Annotated in this window: 26 protein-coding genes and 1 pseudogene; 24 read left to right on the top strand and 3 right to left on the bottom strand. The window is 56.7% G+C overall.

The window, feature by feature from the left end; all coding sequences use genetic code 11:
* Nucleotides 1–8: 8 nt before the first annotated feature.
* Entirely contained in the window at nt 9–2,846 is a 2,838-nt protein-coding gene (locus BLU07_RS15995) for a GGDEF domain-containing phosphodiesterase (protein WP_092388924.1), read from the top strand.
* Here BLU07_RS15995 and zwf read toward each other — a convergent pair whose 3' ends face one another.
* Complete coding sequence (zwf, locus tag BLU07_RS15990; protein ID WP_092388922.1) at nt 2,847–4,319, bottom strand: glucose-6-phosphate dehydrogenase; 1,473 nt, start codon at nt 4,317–4,319, stop codon at nt 2,847–2,849.
* A 96-nt stretch (nt 4,320–4,415) separates the two neighbouring features.
* Here zwf and hexR point away from each other — a divergent pair, with 96 nt between their 5' ends.
* The 3 genes from hexR (at nt 4,416) to BLU07_RS15975 (ending at nt 6,937) form a co-directional block, all read left to right on the top strand.
* On the top strand, nt 4,416–5,291 hold the full coding sequence (gene hexR, locus BLU07_RS15985) for a transcriptional regulator HexR (RefSeq protein WP_092388920.1): 876 nt from the start codon (nt 4,416–4,418) through the stop codon (nt 5,289–5,291).
* Nucleotides 5,292–5,347: 56 nt separating this feature from the next.
* On the top strand, nt 5,348–5,671 hold the full coding sequence (locus BLU07_RS15980) for an antibiotic biosynthesis monooxygenase family protein (protein ID WP_092388918.1): 324 nt from the start codon (nt 5,348–5,350) through the stop codon (nt 5,669–5,671).
* 69 nt (nt 5,672–5,740) lie between these two features.
* Nucleotides 5,741–6,937 (top strand): MFS transporter, encoded by a 1,197-nt coding sequence (locus BLU07_RS15975; RefSeq protein WP_092388916.1) that lies wholly within the window; start codon nt 5,741–5,743, stop codon nt 6,935–6,937.
* Between the two features lie 6 nt (nt 6,938–6,943).
* On the opposite strand, the gene pmrG is transcribed toward BLU07_RS15975, so the two are convergent.
* Nucleotides 6,944–7,603, bottom strand: coding sequence for a lipopolysaccharide core heptose(II)-phosphate phosphatase PmrG (gene pmrG / locus BLU07_RS15970; RefSeq protein WP_092388914.1), 660 nt, complete (start codon nt 7,601–7,603; stop codon nt 6,944–6,946).
* Nucleotides 7,604–7,794: 191 nt separating this feature from the next.
* On the opposite strand from pmrG, the gene BLU07_RS15965 reads away from it, so the two are divergent.
* The 14 genes and pseudogenes from BLU07_RS15965 to BLU07_RS15905 all read left to right on the top strand — a co-directional run bounded on the left by BLU07_RS15965 (nt 7,795) and on the right by BLU07_RS15905 (nt 19,937).
* The gene (locus BLU07_RS15965; protein ID WP_092388912.1) at nt 7,795–9,384 is read left to right on the top strand and encodes an ABC-F family ATPase; all 1,590 of its coding nucleotides are present in this window, start codon (nt 7,795–7,797) and stop codon (nt 9,382–9,384) included.
* A gap of 18 nt (nt 9,385–9,402) precedes the next feature.
* Nucleotides 9,403–9,789 (top strand): diacylglycerol kinase, encoded by a 387-nt coding sequence (locus tag BLU07_RS15960; protein WP_092388910.1) that lies wholly within the window; start codon nt 9,403–9,405, stop codon nt 9,787–9,789.
* Between the two features lie 98 nt (nt 9,790–9,887).
* Complete coding sequence (locus BLU07_RS15955; protein ID WP_092388908.1) at nt 9,888–10,079, top strand: PA3496 family putative envelope integrity protein; 192 nt, start codon at nt 9,888–9,890, stop codon at nt 10,077–10,079.
* Between the two features lie 99 nt (nt 10,080–10,178).
* The gene (locus BLU07_RS15950) at nt 10,179–11,111 is read left to right on the top strand and encodes a sodium-dependent bicarbonate transport family permease (protein ID WP_092388906.1); all 933 of its coding nucleotides are present in this window, start codon (nt 10,179–10,181) and stop codon (nt 11,109–11,111) included.
* A gap of 10 nt (nt 11,112–11,121) precedes the next feature.
* Complete coding sequence (locus tag BLU07_RS15945) at nt 11,122–11,424, top strand: P-II family nitrogen regulator (RefSeq protein ID WP_092388904.1); 303 nt, start codon at nt 11,122–11,124, stop codon at nt 11,422–11,424.
* A gap of 143 nt (nt 11,425–11,567) precedes the next feature.
* The gene (purE, locus tag BLU07_RS15940; RefSeq protein ID WP_092388902.1) at nt 11,568–12,059 is read left to right on the top strand and encodes a 5-(carboxyamino)imidazole ribonucleotide mutase; all 492 of its coding nucleotides are present in this window, start codon (nt 11,568–11,570) and stop codon (nt 12,057–12,059) included.
* Nucleotides 12,060–12,069: 10 nt separating this feature from the next.
* The gene (locus BLU07_RS15935) at nt 12,070–13,173 is read left to right on the top strand and encodes a 5-(carboxyamino)imidazole ribonucleotide synthase (protein ID WP_092388900.1); all 1,104 of its coding nucleotides are present in this window, start codon (nt 12,070–12,072) and stop codon (nt 13,171–13,173) included.
* 64 nt (nt 13,174–13,237) lie between these two features.
* Entirely contained in the window at nt 13,238–13,453 is a 216-nt protein-coding gene (locus BLU07_RS15930; protein WP_092388898.1) for an MHYT domain-containing protein, read from the top strand.
* 34 nt (nt 13,454–13,487) lie between these two features.
* Entirely contained in the window at nt 13,488–13,883 is a 396-nt protein-coding gene (locus BLU07_RS15925; RefSeq protein WP_157719229.1) for a hypothetical protein, read from the top strand.
* Between the two features lie 116 nt (nt 13,884–13,999).
* On the top strand, nt 14,000–14,566 hold the full coding sequence (locus BLU07_RS17660) for a hypothetical protein (RefSeq protein ID WP_157719228.1): 567 nt from the start codon (nt 14,000–14,002) through the stop codon (nt 14,564–14,566).
* Between the two features lie 21 nt (nt 14,567–14,587).
* Nucleotides 14,588–15,067, top strand: coding sequence for a hypothetical protein (locus BLU07_RS15920; RefSeq protein WP_157719227.1), 480 nt, complete (start codon nt 14,588–14,590; stop codon nt 15,065–15,067).
* Nucleotides 15,068–15,709: 642 nt separating this feature from the next.
* A pseudogene (locus BLU07_RS15915) lies at nt 15,710–16,237 on the top strand (ATP-grasp domain-containing protein); the annotation flags it as partial.
* Between the two features lie 122 nt (nt 16,238–16,359).
* Entirely contained in the window at nt 16,360–18,906 is a 2,547-nt protein-coding gene (locus tag BLU07_RS15910; protein WP_092388893.1) for a sensor histidine kinase, read from the top strand.
* Entirely contained in the window at nt 18,903–19,937 is a 1,035-nt protein-coding gene (locus BLU07_RS15905) for an HD domain-containing phosphohydrolase (RefSeq protein WP_092388891.1), read from the top strand. The genes BLU07_RS15910 and BLU07_RS15905 overlap by 4 nt, the downstream gene beginning before the upstream one ends.
* Here the strand turns inward: BLU07_RS15905 and arsB are convergent.
* Nucleotides 19,873–20,937, bottom strand: coding sequence for an ACR3 family arsenite efflux transporter (gene arsB / locus BLU07_RS15900; RefSeq protein ID WP_092388889.1), 1,065 nt, complete (start codon nt 20,935–20,937; stop codon nt 19,873–19,875). The two genes, BLU07_RS15905 and arsB, sit on opposite strands and share 65 nt — an antisense overlap.
* Nucleotides 20,938–21,130: 193 nt before the next feature.
* Here arsB and BLU07_RS15895 point away from each other — a divergent pair, with 193 nt between their 5' ends.
* From BLU07_RS15895 to BLU07_RS15870, 6 genes are all read left to right on the top strand, one after another.
* Nucleotides 21,131–21,655 (top strand): DUF3299 domain-containing protein, encoded by a 525-nt coding sequence (locus BLU07_RS15895; RefSeq protein WP_092388887.1) that lies wholly within the window; start codon nt 21,131–21,133, stop codon nt 21,653–21,655.
* 137 nt (nt 21,656–21,792) lie between these two features.
* Nucleotides 21,793–22,722 (top strand): alpha/beta hydrolase, encoded by a 930-nt coding sequence (locus BLU07_RS15890; protein WP_092388885.1) that lies wholly within the window; start codon nt 21,793–21,795, stop codon nt 22,720–22,722.
* Nucleotides 22,719–23,432 (top strand): tRNA (N6-threonylcarbamoyladenosine(37)-N6)-methyltransferase TrmO, encoded by a 714-nt coding sequence (gene tsaA, locus BLU07_RS15885; RefSeq protein ID WP_092388883.1) that lies wholly within the window; start codon nt 22,719–22,721, stop codon nt 23,430–23,432. Before BLU07_RS15890 ends, tsaA begins: the two co-directional genes overlap by 4 nt.
* 117 nt (nt 23,433–23,549) lie before the next feature.
* Nucleotides 23,550–25,118, top strand: a complete 1,569-nt coding sequence (locus tag BLU07_RS15880; protein ID WP_092388881.1) for a GGDEF domain-containing protein — start codon at nt 23,550–23,552, stop codon at nt 25,116–25,118.
* Nucleotides 25,105–25,482 (top strand): DUF3301 domain-containing protein, encoded by a 378-nt coding sequence (locus BLU07_RS15875; protein ID WP_092388879.1) that lies wholly within the window; start codon nt 25,105–25,107, stop codon nt 25,480–25,482. The genes BLU07_RS15880 and BLU07_RS15875 overlap by 14 nt, the downstream gene beginning before the upstream one ends.
* Nucleotides 25,483–25,493: 11 nt before the next feature.
* Nucleotides 25,494–26,477 carry a CobW family GTP-binding protein gene (locus BLU07_RS15870; protein WP_092388877.1) on the top strand — a complete coding sequence of 328 codons (984 nt, stop codon included), beginning with the start codon at nt 25,494–25,496 and terminating at the stop codon, nt 26,475–26,477.
* Nucleotides 26,478–26,518 lie beyond the last annotated feature (41 nt).

The following is a 26,518-nucleotide window of genomic DNA, read 5'->3' as shown; positions in this document are numbered from 1 at the left end:
TCAACTTTATGACCTCTAACGATTTACGTGCCACCAGCAGCCGGGTGCAGACCCGCCAGTTGGACCTGCTCTATGCCTACTCGCGCCTGCCACAATGGCTAATCCTGCTGAGTGCCGTCGGTGTGGTTCTGGTCATGTGGCCGCATGCCCCGCATAACCTGCTGCTCGGCTGGTTGGCTGTCATAAGCAGCCTGGCCCTGCTGCGTGCGGTGCTGGTTCGTCATTACCGTGACAGCACTCCGGGACAACGGCAACAACGACGCTGGTATGCTTTTTTCTACCTCGGCAATCTGGCTTCCGGATTCAGCCTGGCCTTTGTGCATATCTATATTGTCCCGCTGGATAATTTTGAATTGCAGGCCGTTACCTATGCTCTGGCCAGCGGTATCGCCCTCTGCGTCAGCATCATTTATGCAACGCAGTTTGTCGCCTTTCTCAGTTTTACCCTGCCAGCCTGGCTGCCACCCACCCTGTATCTGCTCTGGCAAGATGATCAGACCAGTCCCTATTGGGGGGTGATGGGCATTACCCTGTTCGGCTGCATATTGCTTGCAGCCGCCTTTCTCAATCGCACCGCAACAGCGATTATTACCGCGAATGAACGCAACAAGGATCTGGTTCTCGGGCTGGATGAAGCCAAGCAGCAATCGGAAGAACTGAACCGGCAACTGACCCGGGAAATCAATCATCGCCGCCTGGCTGAACGCGAGTTGCGCCAGAGTCACGAAGCGCTGGAACAACGGGTGGCTGATCGCACTGCGGCCCTGCAAGCTACCAGCGAGCGGCTGGAAGCCAGCGAAGCGAGGCTTAACCTGGCCATCGAAGCCAGCCAGCTGGGGCTGTGGGACTGGAATCTGGATACCGATGAGGTCTACCACTCGCATCTGGAAGAAATTTTCGGTTTATCCGGCGAGGCGGTGACCCGCATGCTGGACCACCTCACTCCGCTGGTTCATCCGGATGACCGGGAGCTGGTGCGCTCGACCCTGATACAGCACATGCAGGGCAGCAGCAAGGCCTACCGGATTGAGTATCGGGTACGCCATGCTGACGGCCATTGGGTATGGGTGGAAGACAGTGGGCGGGCCGTTGAGTGGGATGCCCGGGGTCGGGTCACCCGGATGATCGGCACCCGCCGTGATGTCAGTGAACGATTGGCCCGGGAGCAGCAGGCGCAGCTGGCCGCGACCGTGTTTGATGCCACTGCCGAGGGTATTTTCATACTCGACCCAGGGTTCCACATTCTTACCGTCAATCAGGCTTTCAGCTTTATCACCGGCTATGCTGCCGATGATCTCTGCGGCAGCCCGATGCATCAGCTGAGTGAAGACCCGGATCGCAATCGCTTTTACCAACACCTGAAAAGCACCCTGGATTCGGAAGACCGCTGGCAGGGTGAGCTGATGGAGCAACGCCGCAGCGGCGAGCGCTATCCGCAGTGGTTGCAACTGACCGTTGTGCGCAACCCGCAGGGACAGATTACCCATTACGTCGGTTTTTTCAGTGACCAGACCAGCCACCGGCAAACCGAACAGCGGCTGCAGTACCTGGCCAATTTCGATCCGCTGACCCAGTTGGCCAACCGCAACCTGTTCACCCAACAACTGGAAGAGGCCGTCAGCCGGGCCCGACAGTTCAAGCAGGATGTTGCCCTGTTGCATGTGGATCTGGATCGCTTCAAGCACATCAACGATACCCTCGGCCATCATATTGCCGACAACCTGCTGCGCCAGGTTGCCCAGCGGCTGGTGGAAACCGCCGGTGACAGCGCTGCAACCGCGCGCCTGTCAGCTGATGAGTTCGTGCTGATTGTCGAAGGCAACCTGCAACGCAGCGAGCTGAGCCAGCTGGCCGAGCACCTGCTGCAAAATCTGCGCCGCCCGGTGAATCTGGAAGGCCATGAACTGGTTGTCAGTGCTTCCGTAGGCATCAGCCTGTTCCCGCATACTGCGCGCGACGGGTTGCTGTTGATTACCCAGGCCAACCAGGCCATGCAGCATGCCAAGTACCTTGGTGGCGACGGCTATCAGTTCTACTCGGACAATTTGCAAACCCATGGCATCGAGCGCCTGCAGCTGGAAAACCAGCTACGCAAGGCGCTGGATGACGCCCAACTGGTGGTCTATTACCAACCCAAGCAGGACTTGCCGGGAGGTGCTCTGCGCTCGGCCGAAGCACTGGTGCGCTGGCAACATCCTCAGCACGGGTTGCTGGCTCCTGCGGCGTTTATCGAGCTGGCGGAAGAAACCGGAATGATCGTGCGTCTCGGCGAACAGGTGCTTCAGCAGGCCTGCGCTCAGGCCAGCCAGTGGTATCAGAATGGCCAGCCGATGCAGATCGCGGTCAATCTCTCGGTACAGCAACTGCGCCAGCGCGGCTTTGCCGAACAGGTTGCTGCGGTTCTGCTGGCCACCGAGCTACCAGCCCACTACCTGCAGCTGGAGTTGACCGAAAGTATGCTCCTGGAGCAACTCGATGTGGTCGAGCAGAATATTGCCGCGCTGAGAGCACTGGGTGTCAGCCTGGCAATCGACGACTTCGGCACCGGTTACTCCTCACTGGCCTACCTCAAACGCTTTCCGATCGATACGCTGAAAATTGACCGCACCTTTATCGCCGGGTTGCAGCAAGGCGCCCAGGATGCCGCCATTGTGCGCGCCATCATCGTCATGGGGCACAGCCTGGGTTTGCAGGTGGTTGCTGAAGGGGTCGAGGACGAGGCGCAGCGGCAATTACTGCGTGATTACCAATGCGATCAGTTGCAGGGCTATCTGATCGGACGCCCCATGCCGGCCAATGAACTGACCCCGCATCTGGCCCGGGAATTACCCATCGACAGCCTGTAATCAGGCGTCTGTCTCAAACCATTGGTGCCCCAGGCGTTCGACCAGACTGTTCGCTGCGTCAGGCCCCCAGCTACCCGAGGCATAGGGCTTGGGTGAACGATAACAGTCCTGCCAACCGGTCAGGATCGGATCAATCCAGCGCCAGGCAGCCTCGATCTCGTCACGCCGCATGAAGAGCGTGGCATCGCCCTGAATCACATCCAGCAGCAAACGCTCGTAGGCATCCCAGCGACGCTTCTTGAACGCCTTGGCAAAGTTGAGATCAAGGTCAACCGGCTGCAGCGTCATCCCGCGTCCGGGACTCTTTGCCATCAGTGACAGACGAATACTCTCATCCGGTTGCAAGCGGATCACCAGGCGGTTTTCGGTCGGCGTTTCATGTCCCTGGGCAAACAGCCGGTGCGGCACCGATTTGAACTGGATGATGATCTCGGATTTTCGTTGCGCGAGGCGCTTGCCGGTGCGCAAATAGAAGGGCACGCCAGCCCAGCGCCAGTTGTCGATCTCGACCTTGAGCGCGACAAAGGTTTCGGTGTTGCTGTCGTGGTCGACACTTTTCTCGAAATAATAGGCCGGCAACTCTTCACCGGCACGCTTGCCAGCCGCATATTGACCACGCACGGTGACATCCTGCACGTCCATGCCGGTTATCGGTCGCAGAGCCTCCAGAATCTTCAGCTTCTCGTTTCGCACAGCCTCGGGCTCAAAGTGCACCGGGGCTTCCATGGCGACCAGACAGAGTAATTGCAGCAGGTGGTTCTGGACCATATCGCGCATGGCGCCGGCCCGATCGTAATAATCCCCGCGGTTTTCCACACCAACAGTTTCCAGCACACTGATCTGTACATGTTCGATATGCGCATTGCGCCATAAGGGCTCGAACAATGCATTGCCAAAACGCAGTGCCAGCAGGTTCTGCACCGCCTCCTTGCCGAGGTAGTGATCGATACGAAAGACCCGCGACTCACTGAAATACTCACCGATCTCATCGTTGATCCGGGCAGCCGTGGGCAGGCTCTCACCCAAAGGTTTTTCCAGTACGATGCGTGCCTGTTCGTCTGCCAGACCCACCGAAGCCAGGTGTCGGGCGGTAGCGGCAAACAGGTTGGGCAAGGTAGCCAGATAGAACACCCGCACTCGTCCGGGTTGCTGACCCAGCTGCCTGGCCAGACGGGGAAACTCGACCCGCTGACTGACATCCAGACTGAGGTAATCCAGCCGTTCGGCAAAGCCGGACCAGACGGTGTCGCTGAAATCGCCGGGCGCCAGATACTGGCTGACCTGGCGCCGCACCCAGTGACGATAGCCCTGGTTGCTCTCGTTACGCCGGGCCAGCGCCAGTATGCGCGTGTCGGCATGCAGGTGGCCTTCACGGTGCAGGTAGTAAAGGGCAGGCAGCAATTTGCGCAAGGCCAGGTCCCCGGTACCGCCAAAGACCACGATATCGCACGCGATTCCTGGTTGCGTCGCCATCCCCAATCCCCCCGTATAAAAGGCATTGCCGCGCGTTTTGTAGTATAACTACAAAAAACCCGATCCATTCGTCTAGCAGACTACCACGAAGCCATTGTGAATCTACTTCAACACATCGCCGCCAGTCGCCCTGTCTTGCGCAAATCCGAGCTCAAAGTAGCCGACTATGTGCTCGCCCAGGCCGCGCAGGTCATGCATTCGTCCATGGCCGACCTGTCCCAGCAGGTAGGGGTCAGTGAACCGACCATCGTGCGTTTCTGTCGTGCCATCGGTTGCAGTGGCTTTCAGGACCTGAAACTGAAACTGGCCCAGAATCTCGCCGCCGGCGCCAGCTTTGGCCAGTTTTCCATCAGTGAAGATGATGATGTTGAAGAACTGTCGCAAAAGATCTTCGACACCACCCTGGCAACGCTGATGGATGTACGTGAACGCCTGGATCCCGCCGCGATGGAACTGGCGATTGCCGCCCTGGCGCGCGCACGGCGGGTCGAATTCTACGGATTTGGTGCCTCTGGCGCAGTGGCCAGCGATGCCCAGCACAAGTTCTTCCGCTTGCAGGTTTCAACGGCTGCCTATTCCGACCCGCATATGCAGGCCATGTCCGCAGTCACCCTGGGGCCGGATGATGTCGCGGTCGCCATCTCGCAAACCGGACGGACCAAGGACCTGTTGCATTCTGCGAGCCTGGTCGGCGAAACCGGCGCTACGCTGATCAGCCTGTGCCCGAGCCAGACACCGCTGGCCGAGCTGGCCGGCATTCACATTCCCATCGACGTACCCGAAGATACCGACATCTACACACCGCTGTCGTCACGTATCGCCCATCTGGTGGTGATCGATGTGCTGGCTATGGGCATGGCCATGCGCCGTGGGCCGGAGCTGGTCAATCACCTGAAGAACGTCAAGCGCAGCCTGCGCAGTTTGCGACTGTCGCAAAAAGTCAGCCAGCGCAATGCAGATATTGCTGATTGATATCAGACTGCAGTTCAGCTGGCTTTCAGCTAGAGTAAACAAACAGGCCCTGAATCATGAAATTCATTTTTGAGGTAAAGATCAAGGACGGCTACCAGGCGGAAGATTATGCTGATGCCTGGTTACGCGCCAGCGCTATTATCCAGCAGGCACCCGGTGCCCGTGGTACTGAACTGCACCGCAAACTGGATGACCCCACGCAGTTGATAGCGATTGCCCGTTGGGACAGCAAGGCCGCACGCGATGCCATGGAAGCTACGCCTGACCCTCGGGTCAAGCACATCATCCAGAGCGCCGCGCCCTTTGTCGAGATTCGCCTGCTGGGTGAATATGCCGAGCCGGAGTGGGTGGTCTATCCCCCCGGGCAGGAGAAAAGCTGAGCCCGGTTATTCAGCTCATAGCCTGAACTGCGCTAGCATGGCAGCCTTATCGATTCACAAGGGACGGCCATGAAGCGGCTGCAGGCAGCGGAAAAGCACAACCTGACCATTCTGGTGCTATGCCAGATCATTTTCATGATCACCTCTATCGGGGTGCTCACCCTCAGCGGCGTGGTCGGTTTCCAGCTCAGCCCGGACCCGGCCTGGGCCACACTTCCTATTGCAGCGATGATGTTCGGCACCTTGCTGACGACCTTGCCCGCCTCTTTGCTGATGAAAGCCATTGGTCGTCGCGCCGGGTTTATGTTGGGCACGGCAGTGGGTGGCCTGGGCGGCAGCGTGCTGTGCGTGCTGGCAATCAATCAGCACAATTTCTGGCTGTTTGCGCTGGGTAATCTGCTGCTCGGCCTGTATCAGGGCTTTGCCATGTATCACCGTTTTGCCGCTGCCGATGTGACCCGCCTGGAAGTGCGCAGCAAGGCCATTGCCTGGGTGATGGCAGCCGGCGTGGCGGCGGCCTTTCTCGGCCCATGGAATACCAGCCTGAGTCAGCAACTGTTCCCCGACCAACCCTTGGCCGGTCCTTATCTGGTGATAGCTATCCTGACCGGGGTCGCCGTGGTCTTGCTCAGTCGTTTGCGGGTGCCCGCCAGTGGTGAGCCGCAAGCTGGCGAAGTACAGCGACCGATGGCAAGGATTGCCCGCCAGCCAGCGTTTATCCTCGCCGTCAGTGCCGCCGCCATCGGTTATGCGGTGATGCTCATGGTAATGACGGCTACGCCGTTGGCAATGTCCGCGCAGGGGTTGGAAATGAGCCATGTCGCACAAGTGATGCAATGGCATGTGCTGGGTATGTTCGCACCGTCTTTCGTGACCGGTCACCTGATTGCCCGCTTCGGCTTGCTGCGCCTATTGCTTGCCGGCTGCATGCTGTTCGGCGCCAGTGTGCTGGTGGCTCTCAGTGGCAATCAGTTGGGCCACTTTGTTGCCGCGCTGGTATTGCTCGGCATCGGCTGGAATTTCCTCTTTATCGGTGGCAGCAGCCTGCTCACCCAATGCCATAATGAAAGCGAGCGCGGCAAGGTGCAGGGTATCAATGACCTGTTGATTTTCAGCCTGGTTACCCTGGCCTCGCTGCTTGCCGGCACCCTGCTGCACAGTCTGGGCTGGATCGGTTTGAACCTGGCCATGCTGCCGGCGATAGGCGTGGTGCTGGCGCTGTTACTGGTTTACCGGCAGGCGTTGCGTATTCGGCAAACGGGTTAACCGGTATCAAAAACCCAGAGCGCTTTCCCAGTCTTCCTGATCGAGAAAACCGAGTACTTGCAACGATCTGGGGTCATCGGCGGTGGAAAAAAACATCACCGTGCCATAATCGGGAGTCTCCTCGGCATAATCCAGAGCGTCCTGAAAACGCTTGATGCAACTGCTGTGGGTGACCAGCACCAGATTGCGCCCTTGGCGCTTGTTGGCCATGACATCTCCCAGCATGTTGTCTTTACACTTGATCAGCCAGTCACGGTCCTCGCCCTGATCAGCAAATACCAGCGCCTCGGTTTCGGCAGTACGCAGCACTGGGCTGTTGAAAATATCCGCCCGTTGCAAACCCAATTGCCGGAAATTGTCCTGCAACTCGGAACCGTGCTCCGCTGCACGTGCGGTAATGCCATTCTCATTCGTCAGGCAGGGCAGGTCATACTTGTCGCAGCGCTCCAGATGCCGCATGACGACAATGACCTCACCGGCTTGCCAGTCTTCCAGCAAATCAGCTGTGTAAGGGCGGTTTTCTTCCGACAGATCAGCAATTGCCGGCGCTTCCAGAATCAGAAACACCGCCGCGACGACAACCAAGAAGCCGCCAGCCTTGAATTTATGTTGGTAAAGGGTGCGCCACCAGGGTCTGGCGCGGGACTGTTGGGACTGCATGGCCATTAGCCTCTCCAGAACAGGACATCGTTCACTAATAATGGACAGGGTTAATGACACAAAGTTTACTGTGTCACCATTCTGGGTGACTCCGACCGGCTGCCCTATGCCCGCCTCGGTAAACCCCGTACAATGCGCGGCCGCAATGCCGCGCCATCGGCAAGCATTCCATTTCATCTCGCTTTGCAGGTTTTTTCGTGATCTCTACTGCCAACATCACCATGCAATTTGGTGCCAAGCCCCTGTTCGAAGACGTCTCGGTCAAATTCGGCAATGGCAACCGTTATGGGTTGATCGGCGCCAATGGCTGCGGAAAGTCGACGTTCATGAAAATCCTCGGCGGCGATCTGGAACCTTCCGGTGGCCAGGTCATGCTTGAGCCGAATGTTCGCCTGGGCAAACTCCGGCAGGACCAGTTTGCCTATGAAGACCTCAGCGTGCTGGACACCGTGATCATGGGCCACGCTGAGCTCTGGCCAGTGCACGCCGAACGCGCCCGGATCTATGCTCTGGCGGAAATGAGCGAAGAAGAAGGGATGAAAGTCGCCGAACTGGAGACGGAATACGCTGAAATGGACGGCTATACCGCCGAATCCCGTGCGGGTGAACTTCTCCTGGGTCTGGGTATTCCGCTGAGCCAGCATAACGGCCCGATGAGCGAAATCGCTCCCGGCTGGAAGTTGCGCGTACTGCTGGCCCAGGCGCTGTTTGCCGACCCGGATCTGTTGCTGCTGGATGAGCCCACCAACCACCTGGACATCCACACTATCCGCTGGCTGGAAGATATTCTGACCGCGCGCAACAGCACCATGATCATCATTTCCCACGATCGCCACTTCCTCAACAGCGTGTGCACGCATATGGCCGATCTGGATTTTGGTGAGATTCGCCTGTTCCCGGGCAATTACGACGAATACATGATGGCGGCGACTCAGGCGCGTGACCGCCTGCTGTCGGACAACGCCAAGAAAAAGGCCCAGATTGCCGAGCTGCAACAATTTGTCAGCCGCTTCTCGGCCAACGCCTCCAAGGCCAAGCAGGCGACCAGCCGCGCCAGGCAGATCGACAAGATCCAACTCGACGAGGTCAAACCCTCCAGCCGGATCAGCCCGTTTATTCGCTTCGAGCAGAATAAAAAACTGCACCGCCAGGCGGTCACCCTGGACAAGGTCAGCCAGGGTTTTGATGGCGAGACGCTGTTCAGGAATTTCAGCCTGCAGATTGAAGCCGGTGAACGCGTGGCGATTATTGGTCCCAACGGGGTAGGTAAAACCACCCTGTTGCGCACCCTGGTCGGTGAACTACCGGCACAATCCGGTACCGTCAAATGGACGGATAGCGCCGATGTCGGCTATTTCGCCCAGGATCATGCCGACGATTTCAGGACCGATTGCAACCTGTTTGAGTGGATGAGTCAGTGGACCCAGGGTGGCGAGCAGCTGGTGCGCGGCACCCTCGGCCGCATGCTGTTCTCCAATGACGACATCAACAAGTCGGTCAAGGTGATTTCCGGTGGCGAACAGGGCCGTATGCTGTTCGGCAAGCTGATCCTGCAGAAAGCCAACGTCATGCTGATGGATGAGCCCACCAACCACCTGGATATGGAATCCATCGAGGCGCTCAACCTGGCGCTGGAAAACTACCCCGGCACACTGATCTTCGTCAGCCATGACCGTGAGTTCGTCAGCTCACTGGCCACCCGCATCATCGAACTCTCCGCCGACGGTATCACCGACTTCAGCGGCAGCTATGATGATTATCTCCGCCAACTGGGAGTGGCGGTGTAAAGCCGTCACTTTGACCCGATGAAAACCAAAGATCTCCTGGATGCCAGCAGCCTGAAAGGAAAAACCGGTCTTCGGCGCGTCCTGCTGGCTGCAGGCTACTCCCTGCAAGGGCTGCAGGCGGCCCTGCGACACGAGGCTGCCTTTCGGCAACTGGGCCTGCTGGCCGTCGTACTGGTCCCGCTGGCACTCTGGCTGGATATCAGCCGACCGGAAAAAGCCCTGCTGATTGCTGTCGTGTTTCTGGCCCTGATTGTCGAACTGCTCAACTCAGCCATTGAAGTCGCCATCGACCGTATTTCCCTCGAATTGCATCCACTGTCCAAACGCTCCAAGGATATGGGCAGCGCAGCTCAACTGCTGGCCATGCTGCTGATAGCCATTACCTGGCTACTGGTCTTGGTGTAACTGACCACACACGTAACTGTACTGCGCAATAAATGTCACCAAGAGGTCATATTAAACCGGCAACCTGAGGCAACCTGAACTGTCTGAGGAGCCATAGCATGGACCTTGAAGCAAGCCAAACCGAGCGTGTCAGCGTGCGCAAACAACGCCGCCTTGAAGAAGACAAAAAACGCATGGCCTATCGCCGGGCGATTGAAGATTACCGCGACAGCCAGGCGCTGCAAGCGCAAATGAGTGACTTTCCGGAACTGCTCGGACACACCAGCCGCTCTTCTTACGGACTCTATTGAAGCGGTCAGCTGTGCCCTGTTGCTGATCCCCAGCGTCTGAGTCGACAAGCAGGCGGCAATCTGCCAGCCTGTATCGGCCAAGACCACGGGGGATACAGCATGGGGTGGGATCCGGTTGTACTGTTTTTTGTGTTCGGTCTGTTTGCCGGACTGGTCAAAAGTGAACTCAAGTTGCCAGCGGCGCTGTATGACACGCTGTCGATCATTTTGCTGCTGGCCATCGGTCTGCATGGTGGTGTCGAATTGGCGGCCCAGGCCAGCCCGGCGCTGCTTGGCCAGACACTGGCGGTACTTGCGCTGGGTATTGTGCTGCCACTGATTGCCTTCCCGCTGCTGCGTGGCCTGCGCTTCAACCGTATTGATGCCGCCAGCATTGCCGCGCACTATGGCTCGGTCAGCGCCGGTACCTTTGCCGTGGTTATCGCCTACCTGCTGGCCCGCGACATCATGTTTGAAAGCTACATGCCGCTATTTGTCGCCGTGCTGGAAGTCCCGGCGATCATCGTCGGCATCCTGCTGGCCAAGGGCATTCGCCGCGATACCGACTGGAAAGCCCTCGGCCATGAGGTCTTTCTCGGCAAGAGCATCATGTTGCTGCTCGGCGGCCTGATCATCGGCGTGCTCGCCGGCAAAGAGGCCATTCAGCCACTGGAACCCTTCTATACCAGCATGTTCAAACCGGTACTGGCGCTGTTTCTGCTGGAAATGGGGCTGATTGCCTCGCGCCAGCTGGGCAGCCTGCGACAAAGCGGTATTAGCCTGGTGCTGTTTGCTCTGCTGTTCCCGCTGCTCGGTGCATTGCTCTCCGGATTGCTCGGGCACGCCATCGGCCTGTCGGTTGGCGGGATAACCGTGCTGGCTACGCTCGGCGCCAGCGGCTCCTATATTGCCGTGCCGGCGGCCATGCGTCTGGCACTGCCGGAGGCCAATCCGGCACTATCGCTGACCGCCTCTTTGGGGATTACCTTCCCGTTCAATATACTGGTCGGCATACCGCTGTACCTGTCGTTCGCCCAATGGCTGGCCGGTTGAGGAACCCGATATGCAATTACCTACTCGCACCCTGCTCACGCTGATCTGCGAAGCCGCGCTGGAACCACGCCTGATCAAGGACCTGGAACATCTCGGTGCCCCCGGCTGGACCCTGTCCGATGCGCGCGGCACCGGCACCCGTGGCGTACGCAGCGCCGGCTGGGACAATGACGGCAATATTCGCCTGGAAGTGGTCTGTAGCCGTGAACTGGCAGAAAAAATCGCTCATTTCGTGCAGCAGCGCTACTACGACAACTTTGCCATGATCTGTTACCTGAGCAACGTCGAGGTACTGCGCGCGGAAAAGTTCTAGCCACGGACCGAACCAAAGCTGCTGGCTAACAGCTTGTAGCTTGTAGCTTGTAGCTTGTAGCTTGTAGCTTGTAGCTTGTAGCTTGTAAAATGATCGGCTTTTCCTGTCCGCCAGCTGGCGGAGCACCTGAGCGAGGCACTGCAATGACCGCACTGGTAGGCGTGATCATGGGATCCAGATCGGATTGGTCGACCCTGAGCCATACGGTAGATATGCTGGAACAATTGGGCATCCCGCATGAGGTCAAGGTAGTCTCGGCCCACCGCACCCCGGATTTGCTGTTCGACTATGCTGAACAGGCTGCCGGGCGCGGTATCGAGGTGATTATTGCCGGGGCCGGCGGGGCCGCGCATTTGCCAGGCATGTGCGCAGCCAAGACCCATTTGCCGGTGCTGGGTGTACCGGTGCAGTCCTCCATGCTCTCCGGCGTCGACTCTCTGCTATCGATCGTGCAGATGCCCGGCGGGGTGCCGGTGGCTACCCTGGCCATCGGCAAGGCCGGGGCAATCAATGCCGCATTGTTGTCAGCCAGCATTCTGGGCGGCAAACACCCGCAATTCCATCAGGCGCTGCAGGACTTCCGTCAGCGCCAGACCGAGACCGTCCTGGATAATCCTGACCCGCGTCAGGCCTGAGGTAATACGCATGAAAATCGGCGTCATTGGTGGTGGTCAACTCGGCCGCATGCTGGCCCTGGCCGGCACCCCGCTCGGCCAGCAATTCGCATTTCTCGACCCGGCACCGGATGCCTGTGCGCAAGCACTGGGTGAACACATTCGCGCCGATTACAGCGACCGCGATCATCTGCGCCAATTAGCCGATGAAGTCGATGTGGTCACCTTTGAATTCGAAAGCGTTCCTGCCGATACCGTTGCCTTCCTCTCGCAATACGTCCCGGTTTATCCAAACGCCGAGTCACTGCGTATTGCCCGTGATCGCTGGTTCGAAAAATCCCTGTTCCGTGAGCTGGATATTCCTACGCCCGCGTTTGCCGACATTCAGTCACAGGCTGACCTGGATGCTGCGGTAGCCAGTATTGGCCTCCCGGCAGTAATGAAAACCCGTACTCTGGGGTATGACGGCAAAGGCCAGAAAGTTCTGCGCACGGCTGCCGATGTTGGCGGCGCCTTTGCCGAACTGGGCAATGTACCCTGCATTCTCGAAGGTTTTGTACCTTTCAGCGGTGAGGTCTCACTGATTGCCGTGCGTGCCCGTGATGGTGAAACCCGCTTTTACCCGCTGGTGCACAACACCCATGAAGACGGCATTCTGCGCCTGTCCGTGGCCAGCAGCGCGCATCCCTTGCAGGCACTGGCTGAAGAGTACGTTGGTCGGGTGCTGAACAAGCTGGATTATGTCGGCGTACTGGCCTTCGAGTTCTTCGAAATCGATGGCGGGCTCAAGGCCAACGAAATTGCTCCGCGGGTACACAACTCGGGTCACTGGACCATTGAAGGTGCCGAGTGCAGCCAGTTTGAAAACCATCTGCGGGCGATTGCCGGCTTGCCTCTGGGCTCCACCACCAAGGTAGGCGAAAGCGCCATGCTCAACTGTATCGGTAGCGTGCCGCCGGTCGAGCAGCTCACCGCCATTCCCTATTGCCACCTGCACCATTACGGCAAGGCGTTCAAGGTTGGTCGCAAAGTAGGCCATGCCACTGTGCGCTGCTCCGACCAGGCCAGCCTGAAAGCCACCATTGCGACCGTGGATACACTGCTTGCCAAACAGGGCGATCCGGCTGCGCACTGACTACCACAGATTCCGTTTGATCGCCTTTTAAGGTCATACCGAATAGCTAGGCGGATCAGGTAGTATGATCTCCAGTTTTTTCTACCTTGAGAGTGCTGATCACCCTCAGTTACTGCACGGCCAGCACGATCATGGCCTGATGCTGTTGTCGATGGTGATCGCCGTTCTGGCCTCCGGTTTTGCCCTGCAGGTTGCCAGCCTGGCCCGCGTTGCCGGTACGCGTTTGGCCCGCAATTTTTCCCTCTTGTCTGGTTCCATTACCCTGGCTGGCAGCATCTAGGTGATGCACTTTATCGGCATGCTGGCTTCCTGGATTGCCCTATCCGGATGATGTCGTCCCTATTTATCAGTCGGTAATGGAATGCATCAACCCTATCCTCATGGCTGATGGCATACCGGATAAAGTTATGTTGCTGGCCACCGACCTTACTGAACGCCGGCACAAGGCGTTGGCCCTGCGTCTGACCAAGGAGCGCGCGGAACAGGCCACCGAAGCCATGAGCAGCTTCCTGTCCAATATGAGCCATGAAATCCGTACCCCAATGGGGGCTTTTTTTGCCAGAAAATCCGCTGGCGGTCATGCCAGAACCGGGCGCTTCAGTGTTAAATTAACAGGACTATTACTTGACTTGCCAGGCCAATTTTGCCAACATTTTAAACGCTTATATGGAAATCAAGCACTGCCAACAAGGACCGTTATTTTAAAGTGATAGTACCTCACTGCGTCCCTTCTGTAGCTTTTACCATCATAAGTACCGACTCTCGGTATGGTAGATCTGTTCTACTGCTGAGCTAAACTTAGAAGTATGGAAGGAAGTTCAATCCTATGGATATTAGGTACTGCAATCCAGAGAATGGTGACTTTGTCATTATAGAGTCCATTCACTCATCTGATCTATTTCGTGTCTCAGAGGTTACCCAAGTATATCGCCAGGTGATTCGATATTGTAATTATGAGGAATACAGATTTGATGGTAAGCCATTAGCTGGAATCCCCAGTCAAATCCAGTATATCAAACACTTTTTGAGTGGTGGCCGAAGAATTACGACTCATCCAACTGGAAAAAATGGGCTTTACACAGTCTATGCCGGGATCAGGAACTCTTTGCGCCCCATTGCTAATCTTAATGTTGAAGGAAAAATAACTGGAGTATTGGCTACAAGTTATGATCTTGGTGTTCCTATGAGTCCGTTTATATACGGATCGGATCCTATTCTTGAAATGCAGCTGTCGATGCGCAGTGATATTCATTTCATGATGCCTGGTGGTAATCCGCCACCTACGGCGTTAGCCTTTTATAATAAAAACACTGGGGTCCTGAGAGAGATCGCAAATCTGGAGGAGCGTAGAAAGTTGATACGTGATCTGGCAGCAGTAGGTAGTAGATTATAAACAGGGTGGGTGAATAAGGGTATGAAAGAAATTTTTGATTTAAGGTTTTTCGCCTGTGCCTTTGTGGTTGTAGTATTTTTTTTTATGGTAGGACTATTATCTTACGGGGATCTGGTTAGCTTTGTCGTAAAAAATGGATTTATTGATAGTCCTGATAAATATTGGCATTTTACACTTATTAATGGCTTTGTTTTTGCTTTGGTAGGATTTGTAATGGTGCTATATATTTGGCTTGACACATTGCAGAAACCAAGCGCGAGCAGCTTTGTTTTATTACTTTTCAAGATGATAATCTTGTCTTCTCTGGTTTATGCGGCAGGTCTTTTTTTTATTTGGGAATTTTATTCCTCCCTTCCTTCAGAAAACATGTTTTTTGATAGTAACATTTTGGTTTCAATTGATGAGTTTAACATTTACTGGAGTGCTGTTTTTTTATTGTCTTTCTGGGTTTTTCTGTTAATGCTAACGGTGTTAAGAAGAATTTATCAAAAGAAAAATTAGCAGTAATCCGCAGGCAATTGCTATTAAAGATTTGAAGTTATCTTTCAAGTTTAATAGTGCAAATATAAGTCCGCTTGGGGGGAGTAGGATGCTGGCAAACCCCCATGCTGGATTTTTCTTGAAGGCGGATGATACGATCGTCAAGTATCCTCCAATAGCTAAAGTGTATCCTGCGATAAATAGTATTGTGAGCATTTTGGCTTTGCTTAGCTGATTGTTTGATCTGTACTCAGTGAAACTGAAGATGATTGTCTGAGTGCTTGTCTGTAATTGTAATTAGATTTGCAAATATATGATAGTTATAAAATGAACAAGGATCAGGGTGTTCGGACTCTGGTGCGATCTCTGTGTCAACATTAATACTCGATTGTAAGGAATGTCTTGTTAACACCACCTACGCAGAACCGCTCGGTCGGTGGTGCGAGATGCTAGTTCGTCATTTACAACCTTAGTTGTATATAACAACCATGTCTCAAGATTTCAAATAAACTGTTCTTGATTACCACGAGTTTCCTCGCCCTGGTAAGAACAGCGTGGAGATCTCAACTTCTGCTACGACTTCACGTATTAATCCTCCCGAAAAACAGCGGTGATCAGATGCAGGGGTTTGCGTAAGCTGTTTGCATGGAGATTCTGCATGAAGAAACGCGCTTTTACCCGCTGGTGCACAACACCCATGAAGACGGCATTCTGCGCCTGTCCGTGGCCAGCAGCGCGCATCCCTTGCAGGCACTGGCTGAAGAGTACGTTGGTCGGGTGCTGAACAAGCTGGATTATGTCGGCGTACTGGCCTTCGAGTTCTTCGAAATCGATGGCGGGCTCAAGGCCAACGAAATTGCTCCGCGGGTACACAACTCGGGTCACTGGACCATTGAAGGTGCCGAGTGCAGCCAGTTTGAAAACCATCTGCGGGCGATTGCCGGCTTGCCTCTGGGCTCCACCGCCAAGGTAGGCGAAAGCGCCATGCTCAACTGTATCGGTAGCGTGCCGCCGGTCGAGCAGCTCACCGCCATTCCCTATTGCCACCTGCACCATTACGGCAAGGCGTTCAAGGTTGGTCGCAAAGTAGGCCATGCCACTGTGCGCTGCTCCGACCAGGCCAGCCTGAAAGCCACCATCGCTGTCGTTGACGAGCTGCTTGCCAAACAGGGCAAACAGACGGCACACTGACATGACACTGAGTGGCTGATGGCAATGTGAGGCTGCTCGATCAAGGCTATGGTGCTTTGATCGCTGACAGTGCCTGAAGACTGCCCGGCGGCCATTCAGGCCGACATGGCGGAGCAGGCTGTATGATACCCAGCTTCTTTTACCTGCCAGAGAATGCACAGAGCCACCTTCTGCACGGGCAGCACGACCTCGCCTTGATGCTGCTCTCCGTAGTTATCGCTGTACTGGCTTCCTGCTTTGCCTTGCAGGTCGCCAGTCTGGCCCGCATTGCCGCCACCCCACTGACCCGCAACATTGCTCTTCTTACCGGCTCCCTGACTCTTGGCGGCGGCATCTGGGCCATGCACTTTATCGGCATGCTGGCCTTCCAGCTGGAGATTCCGGTTCGTTACGATCCCACCATAACCCTGCTATCCGTAGTACCGGCGATCCTGGCCTCCTGGATTGCCTTCCGTGTCCTGGTAGAAGCACAGGTCACACTGCGGCAAATTGCTGTCGGTGGGCTGCTGATGGGGGGTGGTATTGGTGCCATGCACTATACCGGTATGGCCGCGATGCAAATGGAAGCCCGGTTGATGATGGACCCTGGCTGGTTTCTGGCCTCTCTGCTGGTTGCCGTAATGCTGGCCATGGTTGCACTCTGGCTGCGCTTTGGTTTGCGCCGACATATGCGTGTCACTCATATCAACAGCATAGTACTTGGCGGCCTGGGTATCGGGCTGGCCATTGCCGCCATGCATTATACCGGCATGGCGGCAGCACGCATTGTCGCCGTTACCGATGGATCAGCCGGCGTGGCTACCGGCGACCAACGGATTATGGCCATGGGTATTGCGCTGATGGCCCTGGCTGTTGGTCTGGCCGTCGGAGTAACCAACGGTATTCTGCGTTACCGTTACCTGTTGGACAAAATGCGTGCCCATGAACAGTCACTGCGTACCAGCGAGGAACAATACAGTTCGCTGATCGCCAATCTGCCGGGCGCAGCCTTTCGTTGCCTGCCGCAGCAGGGCTGGCAGATGCTGTTCATCAGTGATGCGATTGAGCCGCTGACCGGCTGGAGCGCCCAGGCTTTTATGCAAGGGGGTAAAAGTACCGACGAATTGTTGCATCCGGACGACCATGACCCCATCTACGAACAGGTGATGGCGCATATTGCTCGTGGCGAGAAATACAGTGTCGATTACCGCCTTATCCACCGGGATGGCAGCATCCGCTGGGTAAACGAGAGTGCCAGCGCCATTTACTCCGAGCAAGGTCAGCCGCTGTGGATTGATGGCGTATTGATCGACATCACCGACAGCAAACTGCGCAACGCCGAGTTCGAAGGCACGGTAAATGCCATCAGCCGCGCTCAAGCGGTGGCCGAATTTGATCTGCATGGGCGAATAACGGCAGCCAATGCCCAGTTACTGAATTTATCTGGTTTCACCGAAGCGGAGCTGATTGGGCAACCAGCAACATCCCTGGTAGATGCAGGCGAGGCTTTTCCCATGCTCTGGGAAGAGCTGCGTGCAGGACACTTCCAGCAGGCCGAATTTCCCTTGCACACAGCCCATGGCGAAGAGCGCTGGATTCAGGGCTACTTCAATCCGATTCTGATGGCTGACGGTCTGCCCGGAAAAGTCATGCTGCTGGCCACTGATCTGACCGAACGCCGTCGAATGGTTCTGGCTCTGCGCCTGGCCAAGGAACGTGCCGAGCAGGCGGCTGCCGCCAAGACAGTATTTCTGGCCAATATGAGCCACGAAATTCGTACCCCAATGAATGCCATCATGGGTTTCAGCGAATTGCTGCTGGATACGCCTTTGAACGAAGAGCAGCGCCGCCATCTGCAGACGCTGAATTTCTCTGCCCAGGCCTTGCTGCAGTTGCTTAACGATATTCTGGATACCGCCAAACTCGAAGGCGGCGCTGTGGAGCTGGATGAGCAGCCTTTCTCACCCCGTGAGCTGGCTCAAGGCGCACTCGACCTGATGAGTCTGGAAGCAGCGAAAAAGGATTTGCGCCTGCAGCTAGACAATGAACTCCCGCCTGCGCATTTCATAGGCGACCCGTTCCGCATCCGACAGATTTTGCTCAACTTGCTCGGCAACGCGATCAAGTTTACCCCCAGCGGCCGGGTCAGCCTGCACCTGTATCACAATGAACAAGGTCTGTGCTTCAGCGTCAGCGATACGGGGATCGGCATCAGCGCCGAACGCCTCGAACGCATCTTCGACCCCTTTGTGCAAGCTGATGCGAGTATGACCCGACGTTTTGGCGGCACCGGCCTGGGGACCACCATTGCCCGGCAATTGGCTCGGTTGATGGGGGGTGATATTCAGGTACAGAGCGAACCGGGCACAGGCTCCTGCTTTACCCTGTGCATACCTTTGCATATCGACCGCAATACCCGCTCAACGCACCAGCCAGATCGGCTGGAGGCTGAGCAGACAGAAAGCAAGCAGAGCCGAAATCCACTCGAACGCGCCAGCAGCGAACAGCATCTGCAAGCGTTGATCGCCAGCCTTGAACGGGGCGAAATTGCAGAAACCCACGTTCAGGCCCTTGCTCGGTTGTTGCCGCGATCGCGCTGGCTGCCGATTGAACAGGCTCTGGCCGATTTTGACTTTGAGCTTGCCAATCGCCATATGCAGGACCTTCTGAATGAGGACACCACCCCATGAATCCGGCTGATGATTTCCGCCCGCGTCTCTTGCTGGTGGATGACGAACCCGCCAATTTGCAGATATTGCGCCAGATACTGCAGGCTGATTACCGTCTACTTTTTGCCCGCGACGGTGAGCGCGCACTGGCACTGGCGGAGAGCGAGCAGCCCGAGTTGATCCTGCTGGATATCATGATGCCCGGCATGACCGGACTGGAAACCTGTAGCGCCCTCAAGCAGAACCCGTTAACCAGTGCCATACCGGTAATTTTTGTCACCGCCATGGCGGAAATAGCCGATGAAACCCGCGGCTTTGAAGCCGGCTGTGTCGATTATCTGAGCAAGCCACTACGGGCGCCTATCGTCAAAGCCAGGGTGCGAACTCACCTGTCTCTGGTCAGTGTCGAAGAGTTACGCGAAACCCGGCTGCAGATAGTCCAGCGTCTGGGCCTGGCCGCCGAGTACAAGGACAATGAAACCGGCCTGCATGTCATCCGCATGAGCCACTATTCGCGACTGATCGCTGAAGCCGCCGGCTTCAGCGCCGATCATTGCGAGCTGTTGCTGCATGCCGCCCCCATGCATGACATTGGCAAGATCGGTATTCCCGATGCCATTCTGCGCAAACCGGGCCGCCTGGATGCCGAGGAATGGGCTGTAATGGCCCAGCATCCCGCTATTGGCTCGCGTATCATTGGTGAGCACCCGGCCGGCCTTCTGCACATGGCTGAAGCCATTGCTCGCTGTCACCATGAAAAATGGGATGGCAGCGGCTATCCAGCCGGGTTGGCCGGTGAAGCGATTCCGGTGGAAGCACGCATCGTCGCGATAGCCGATGTGTTCGATGCCCTGACCAGTGAACGTCCCTACAAAAAGGCCTGGTCAGTGGAAGACGCCATCGCCCTGATCAAGCGCGAGGCCGGCCAGCACTTTGATCCGCAACTGGTCGAGCATTTCCTCAGCCAGTTACCTGCGGTGCTGGAGATCAAGGAGCGCTGGGCGGAAACCAGTGCCGGGTCCGGTTGGCAAAAGCCACCAGAGACAGCATGACCGGCACTTCTACCAACACCCCGACCACAGTCACCAGAGCAGCGCCCGAATTCAGTCCGAACATGCCAATGGCAACAGCTACCGCCAGCTCGAAAAAGTTGGAAGTGCCGATCATGGCGCAGGGTGCAGCAACGTTGAATGGCACTTTCCATATCCTGGCCGCACCGTAGGCAAGGGCAAAAATCCCATAGGACTGGATCAGCAATGGAATGGCGATCAACACAATCAACAAGGGTTGCGCCAGAATCACATGGCCCTGAAAACCGAACAGCAGTACTACCGTGGCCAGCAAACCAATAACCGAGAACGGCTTTACTCTGGCGGTAAAGCGCGACACTGCCGCATTGGCGCTGGTGGCATCCGTCGCATCGGCAGCCAGCTTCATGCGGGTAATAACCCCGGCAATCAGCGGTATCAAGACATACAAACCAACGGATAGCAGCAGAGTTGCCCAGGGCACTTCGATATCCGTCATCCCCAGCAGCAGCGCGACAATAGGAGCAAAGGCGAAGATCATGATGACATCGTTCAGTGCCACCTGTGCCAGGGTGTAGTTGGGATCGCCCCTGGTCAATTGCGACCAGACAAATACCATGGCGGTACAGGGAGCGGCGCCGAGCAGAATCAGGCCGGCGATATATTGACTGGCGTTGGCCGGATCAATCAGATCAACAAAAAAGTAATGGAAGAACAGAACACCCAGGCCCGCCATGGTAAAGGGCTTGATCAACCAGTTGACGGTCAGGGTAATGACCAGCCCTTTGGGGCGTTCGTGAATACGCTTGAGGCTGGAGAAGTCGACCGACACCATCATCGGATAGACCATAAACCAGATCAGCACAGCAACAGCGAAGTTCACCGACCCGTATTCCAGCCCGGCCAGAAACCGGAACAACCCGGGGAACCAGTTGCCCAGCAACAGGCCAGCAGCAATGCCCAGTGCTACCCAGACCGACAGATAGCGTTCAAAACTGGAAATCGGGGCATTCTTTGCAACCATGCGACCTCTCCAAACAATTGGCTGGCGTCCTGGAATCCTGCGCCAGTGCGCCGCAGTATAGGGTATCCAGGGTAGCTGAGATATGATGCACATCAGTCAACAACTGACGCAGCCAGCTTGTCACTACGACGAACTTGCCCGCAAGAATCCGGTCATAGCACCGTCAATCTGCTTTCTATCGTGAGATGCGTCCATGCGCTATTGGCTTTATCTGCTACTGCTGTTGCCGCTACTGACCCAAGCCAACTCCCAAACCATCGACTGGCTGGATCTGCTGCCGGAAGAAGACCTGGAAGCCATCCTGAACATGCCGGAAATCGAGCATGACTATGACGAGGAAGCACCAGGTACCTTTGAGCAAAGCCTGCGTCAGCGCGACCGGAAACTGCCCGACGTCATGTACTCGACCCGCGTCGTGTCCGCGATGGATGGTATCGAGGCCCGCCTTGCCGGCTTTCCGGTACCCCTGGAAACCAATGAGCGCGGGCATTACGTGAGTTTTTTCCTGGTGCCTTACGCCGGTGCCTGCATTCATGTACCGCCACCACCACCCAACCAGATCGTGCTGGTCGACTACCCCGAAGGTTTGCCGATCGAGGATATCTATACAGCCTATTGGGTCAGCGGCAGCCTGCACATCGAGCAGACCAGCAACGCCTTGGCCGATGCCAGCTATCGCCTGCAAGCCCATTCCGTTCGTATCTATGATGGCGAATGAAATGCGGCGAGGGTACCCTGTGCAACCTTCCACCCGAATGGGTGGAGTCAAATTGCCAGCTCTCGGTTAAGCTGCAAGACAGAGGCGACCCTACTGCACGGAAGCCAGCGCAGTCGTCAGTATGACAGGAGGTAGTTTTGGAACTGATTCTGGGCTTTATCGGCCTTGCTGTACTCGTTGTGTTCTATTTGCGCAGGTGGCTTTTGCGCAAGGAAATCCCACAGCAACAGGCAATTGAGTACAGTGGAGAGCTGTTTGCCGTTGGCGCCGCCACTCTGGCCCGCAGCGGACCGGATACACCCCGGCAAAGCGTGATAGCGGTGCATGGCTTTGTGGAAAATTTCCTTTATTTCACGGAGTTCTACAAGGACCCCGCGCTGGAACTGATTCTTTTCACCAGCGCCGATTATCACACCCCGGTAACCCGTCTGAAGCCCATCACTCCAGACTGGGCCACCGTGCCGAAAGCTCGACCGGGCACTATCGCCTATGATGCCGACGTGTTGAACCAGGCGCTGGAACACCTGGCCAGGGGCCAGGACGTGCGTGTACATGGCCACTCGCGGGGTGGCGCAGTGGTGCTTGAAGCAGCGCGCCGTCGTCCGGATCTGTTTGAACAGGTAGAGGTCATTCTGGAAGCCCCGGTATTGCCCCAGGGCAAACCCTGCGCCGAGATCCCCCCTCACCTGCTCTGGTTTGTCCCCTTTGTCTTGCCATTCTGGCAACAGCAACCGATTTCACCGCGTAACAAAGCTATCTGGGGGCCACTGGATGACCGACGCAAACGTTCGCTGATCATGGGGCTACCGTTCAACCCCCGGCACTGCAGTACCCTGATGGCCAACCTCAAGGATATGGGCAGCTGGATGCCCGGTACGGGCAGCGAGATCTATCAGAACGTCAAACGCGGGGCCATTCTGGTTCCCGGCAATGACCATGTACTCGACCCCGGGGCCATGCTGGCCAGCGCTCAGCAGGCAGAAAACCTGCAGGTGATTGAGATTGCCGGTGGCAGTCACTTTGTCATCCCTGACAACCCGGAATCGATACCGCCCTTGCCTGCATGAACATTGAACTGCAACCCATCGGGGTCATGCGTAGCGCTTTTGTCGAAAAATTCGCCATTCCGCGTCAGCCGAGTCTGGCCCCTGCTGCACGGGGCCGGATTCTCCTTGACCCACCCTATGACACCGCGGAGGCCGTGGCCGGCCTGGAACAGGTTAGCCATATCTGGTTGCTCTTCGTATTTCATCAGGCGGGTAGCGGCCCGCAGCACACCCGGGTACGTCCACCTCGTCTCGGCGGCAACCAGCGTATTGGCGTGTTTGCCAGCCGCGCGACTCACCGGCCCAATCCCCTGGGCCAATCCGTGGTCCGCCTGGAGCAGGTTGCGCCCGGCTGTCTGACCGTGTCCGGCATTGACCTGCTGGATGGCACCCCGATCCTCGATATCAAACCCTATGTACCCTATGCCGATATCGTGTCCGCCGCGCACAACCACCTGGCGCCGTCACCACCACCCTTGATCACGGTGTCCTGGCAAGCAGAGGCGCTTGCCGCAGCTCGGCAGGCAGCCACACGACTCGGCGAGCCGGTGGTCGAACTGATTGACCAATGCCTGGCCCAGGATCCCAGGCCGGCTTATCAGCAACCGGGGCCGGAACGGGAATACGGCGTACGCTTGTGGGACCTCAATGTGCGTTTTCATTATGTGCAACTCGATCACATCAGGGTACTGGGCATCACTCCAACAACCCGGACGGATAACCTGACCTGAGCCGACAAGGCTCCAGTATGGCTTGTCCATCGCAAGACATTTGATTGATCTCGGCCGGGCATTTACTGCGCAACCGGCGCTATACTGCATGCCTACATCTCCAAACAATGTGATGCAATGAGCGCGCTGTACTTTTCCCCGATGTTGCTGGGCCTTTGCCTGTTGCTGGCTGTAGCCATAGCGGCCACGGCGCTCTGGCTGGTTTCACGACCCTATGCCGGACCCGGCTTCTGGATGGCGGGGATCTGGACTCTGATTGCAGGCATCCTGCTGTTTATCGGGTTTATGATCACCGGAAGCCCAACGCTCAACGTGCTGGGCAATGCCGGTCAACTGGGCGGTGAAGCGATTTTTCTGCTCGGCATTTTTCGTTTCATGGGCCGTCCGTTACCCTGGTGGATAATCCCCCTCAGTGTCAGCATCATGGTGCTGTTCAATGTTCATTACTGGGTATTCGATGGGAATTCGGACTTTCTTATGGGCGTCTACTCCACCATTGCCGGGCTGCTGCCGCTGCAAGCTATCTGGCTGTTGTTGCGCGCGAAAGATGATGCAGTTACCCGCCCGGCACGCCTGCTGGTGGCTGTCAGTCTGTTGATATATTCCCTGGTAACCCTGGTTCGTGGTGCACTGGGCTATCTTGATTGGTGGCAGCAGCAGCCCTATGAAATGCCCTATGATTCCTTCAGCTATCTGTTGCCCTACAACTTTGCGATTCCAGCACTGGTGATGGGCTTTGTCGGCGTCACCCTGATGACCATGCAACGAATTCTGGCCCGCAGTGAATACCATGCCCAGGCGGCACAGCGCAGTGCCCAACGCTTTGAGCGTTTACTAAGCGCCACCAGCTCCGGAGTAGCCATTATTCGTCAGGGCCTGATTCACGATGCCAATTTGCGTCTGGAGCAACTGACAGGACGGCCACGGGTGGAACTCATCGGCCAGGCAGTATCCCTGTTGTTTGCCGAAAACAGTCAGGCCAAGCTACACAACAGCCTCCAGCTCGGTGCTACCCGTCAGCTTGAACTGCAGGCGTTGCACCAACAGCATGGCGGTTTCACCGCCGAAATCAGTCTGGAACCCCTGGAACAGCAAGGCGATCACATTCTGGAGCTGCGCGATATCAGCCATCACAAGGCGCTTGAAGCCCGGCTGCATTCACTGGCTACGCGCGACCCACTGACCGGCATTCTCAATCGCCGCGCCTTCGACGACGCCATTCAGCCAGAGCTGGCACGCTGCGAGCGCCAAGGGCATGCCCTGAGTCTGGCATTGCTGGATATTGACCACTTCAAGCAATTCAATGACAGGCACGGGCATGCCGTGGGTGACCTTGTGCTGCAGGCTTTCACCCACTGCTGTCAGACGCATTTGCGCGCCAGTGACCGCCTGGCCCGTTTTGGCGGAGAGGAGTTCATCATTATGCTGGTGGATACTGACAGTCATTCCGCAATGCAGCTGATGCAGCGTTTACGCCAATCGGTCCACCAGCTGCAACCCGGATCTGTCTCAAACCAATTGATGGTCCGCTTCAGCGCAGGCATTACCCAGTGGCAGCCCGGCGATACCCTGGACTCACTGGTTCGCCGTGCCGATCGCGGGCTCTACCAGGCAAAAAACGCCGGGCGCGACCAGATTCATTGCTGGCCACCCGCTACCGAGACGTTCAACCATGCTGACTCTTGAACATATCGCCCTGAGCTTGCCGGTTATTCTGCTCGCCGCCTGGTGGTGGCGAGGGATGGGGCTGCGGGAGCTGGCGCTGCGTCAGGTACGACAGCACTGTCGCAAGGCAGACGTGCAATTGCTTGACGAAAGCATCGTCTTGCGTCGCTTGCGACTTTCCCGCAATCGTCGCGGGCGTTGGGGTATCGGCCGCCGTTACGGTTTCGAGTTTACCGTCACTGGGGAGCGACGCTATAACGGTTGTATTGACCTGCATGGCGCCCGGTTTCAGCGTATTGCCCTTGACCCTCATCCCTTTCCCGGAGCACCGGACAGCGAGCATGATACTATTCATGCGACTGATAATGGACGCACCTTGCATTAAGGCAGTTCCACGTGGAACCGACAAAACTGAGCAACATTCCCACGCACCTGATTGCCGGCCCCTTGGGCGCAGGCAAAACCACCCTGTTGCAAAACCTGCTGCGTCAGCGTCCTGAGGGTGAACGCTGGGCAATCCTGATCAATGAATTTGGCCAGTTGGGCCTGGATGCCGCTTTGCTTGCACCCGATACCCGGGACGGGGTCAGCCTGGCGGAAATACCCGGTGGCTGTCTGTGTTGTGTCAACGGCTTGCCCTTTCAGGTTGGCTTGCAACGGCTGCTCCGACGCAGTCAGCCACAGCGCTTGCTGATTGAGACCTCCGGACTGGGTCATCCTGCTGCATTATTGCAGCAATTGGAGGCAGAACCCTGGACAGGTGTATTGGCTATGCAACCCATGATCATGGTGCTGGATGCCCAAGCCATGAGCAAAGGTCAGGCGCTTCCCGACAGCCAGCAAGCGGCCTTGCCTCTGGCCGGTTGCCTGCTGATGAACAAGTCTGCCCACCTGACTCAGCGGCAACGTCAACAACTGGCTGCGCAGTTACCCCAGGTGCCCTGGCATTGGACTGAGCAGGCTGGTATAGACTGGTTCAGGCTACCCGGATCTGATTCTTCCCTTGAGCCGCAGCCGTTGGCCAGGGTCAACGCGGCCAACGATATCTCCATGGGAGTGTTATGGCGCAGCCGCGATGAAATACACAGCCATCAGCAGAGTCAGGCGGATAGACACAGTTTGAGCTGGCGTTTACACCCGCAACAGGCGTTGGATCTGCAGCAGTTGGAGCGATGGCTAAGCCGATCGCCGTGGCTGCGAGCCAAAGCCATGGTTCGGTTGGCTGCGGGTTGGTACAGCCTGAATGCCTTGCCAGACCATGCGCTGGCGTGGAATCCGGCAGCGGAGGCCAGGGAACAGCGAATTGAATTGATCTTCGCTGAGCTCCAGGATCAAGAGCAACTGACTACCACCTTGCGACAGACCTTGATCACAGGGTAAGGTTACCGACTCAAGGATTGCACATTCCGGCGGTTGTCCGG

It is taken from the genome of Halopseudomonas salegens, assembly GCF_900105655.1.
Lineage (GTDB): Bacteria > Pseudomonadota > Gammaproteobacteria > Pseudomonadales > Pseudomonadaceae > Halopseudomonas > Halopseudomonas salegens.
Note: the sequence above shows the minus strand (reverse complement) of the source record. Positions and strands in the feature narration are given on the sequence as shown.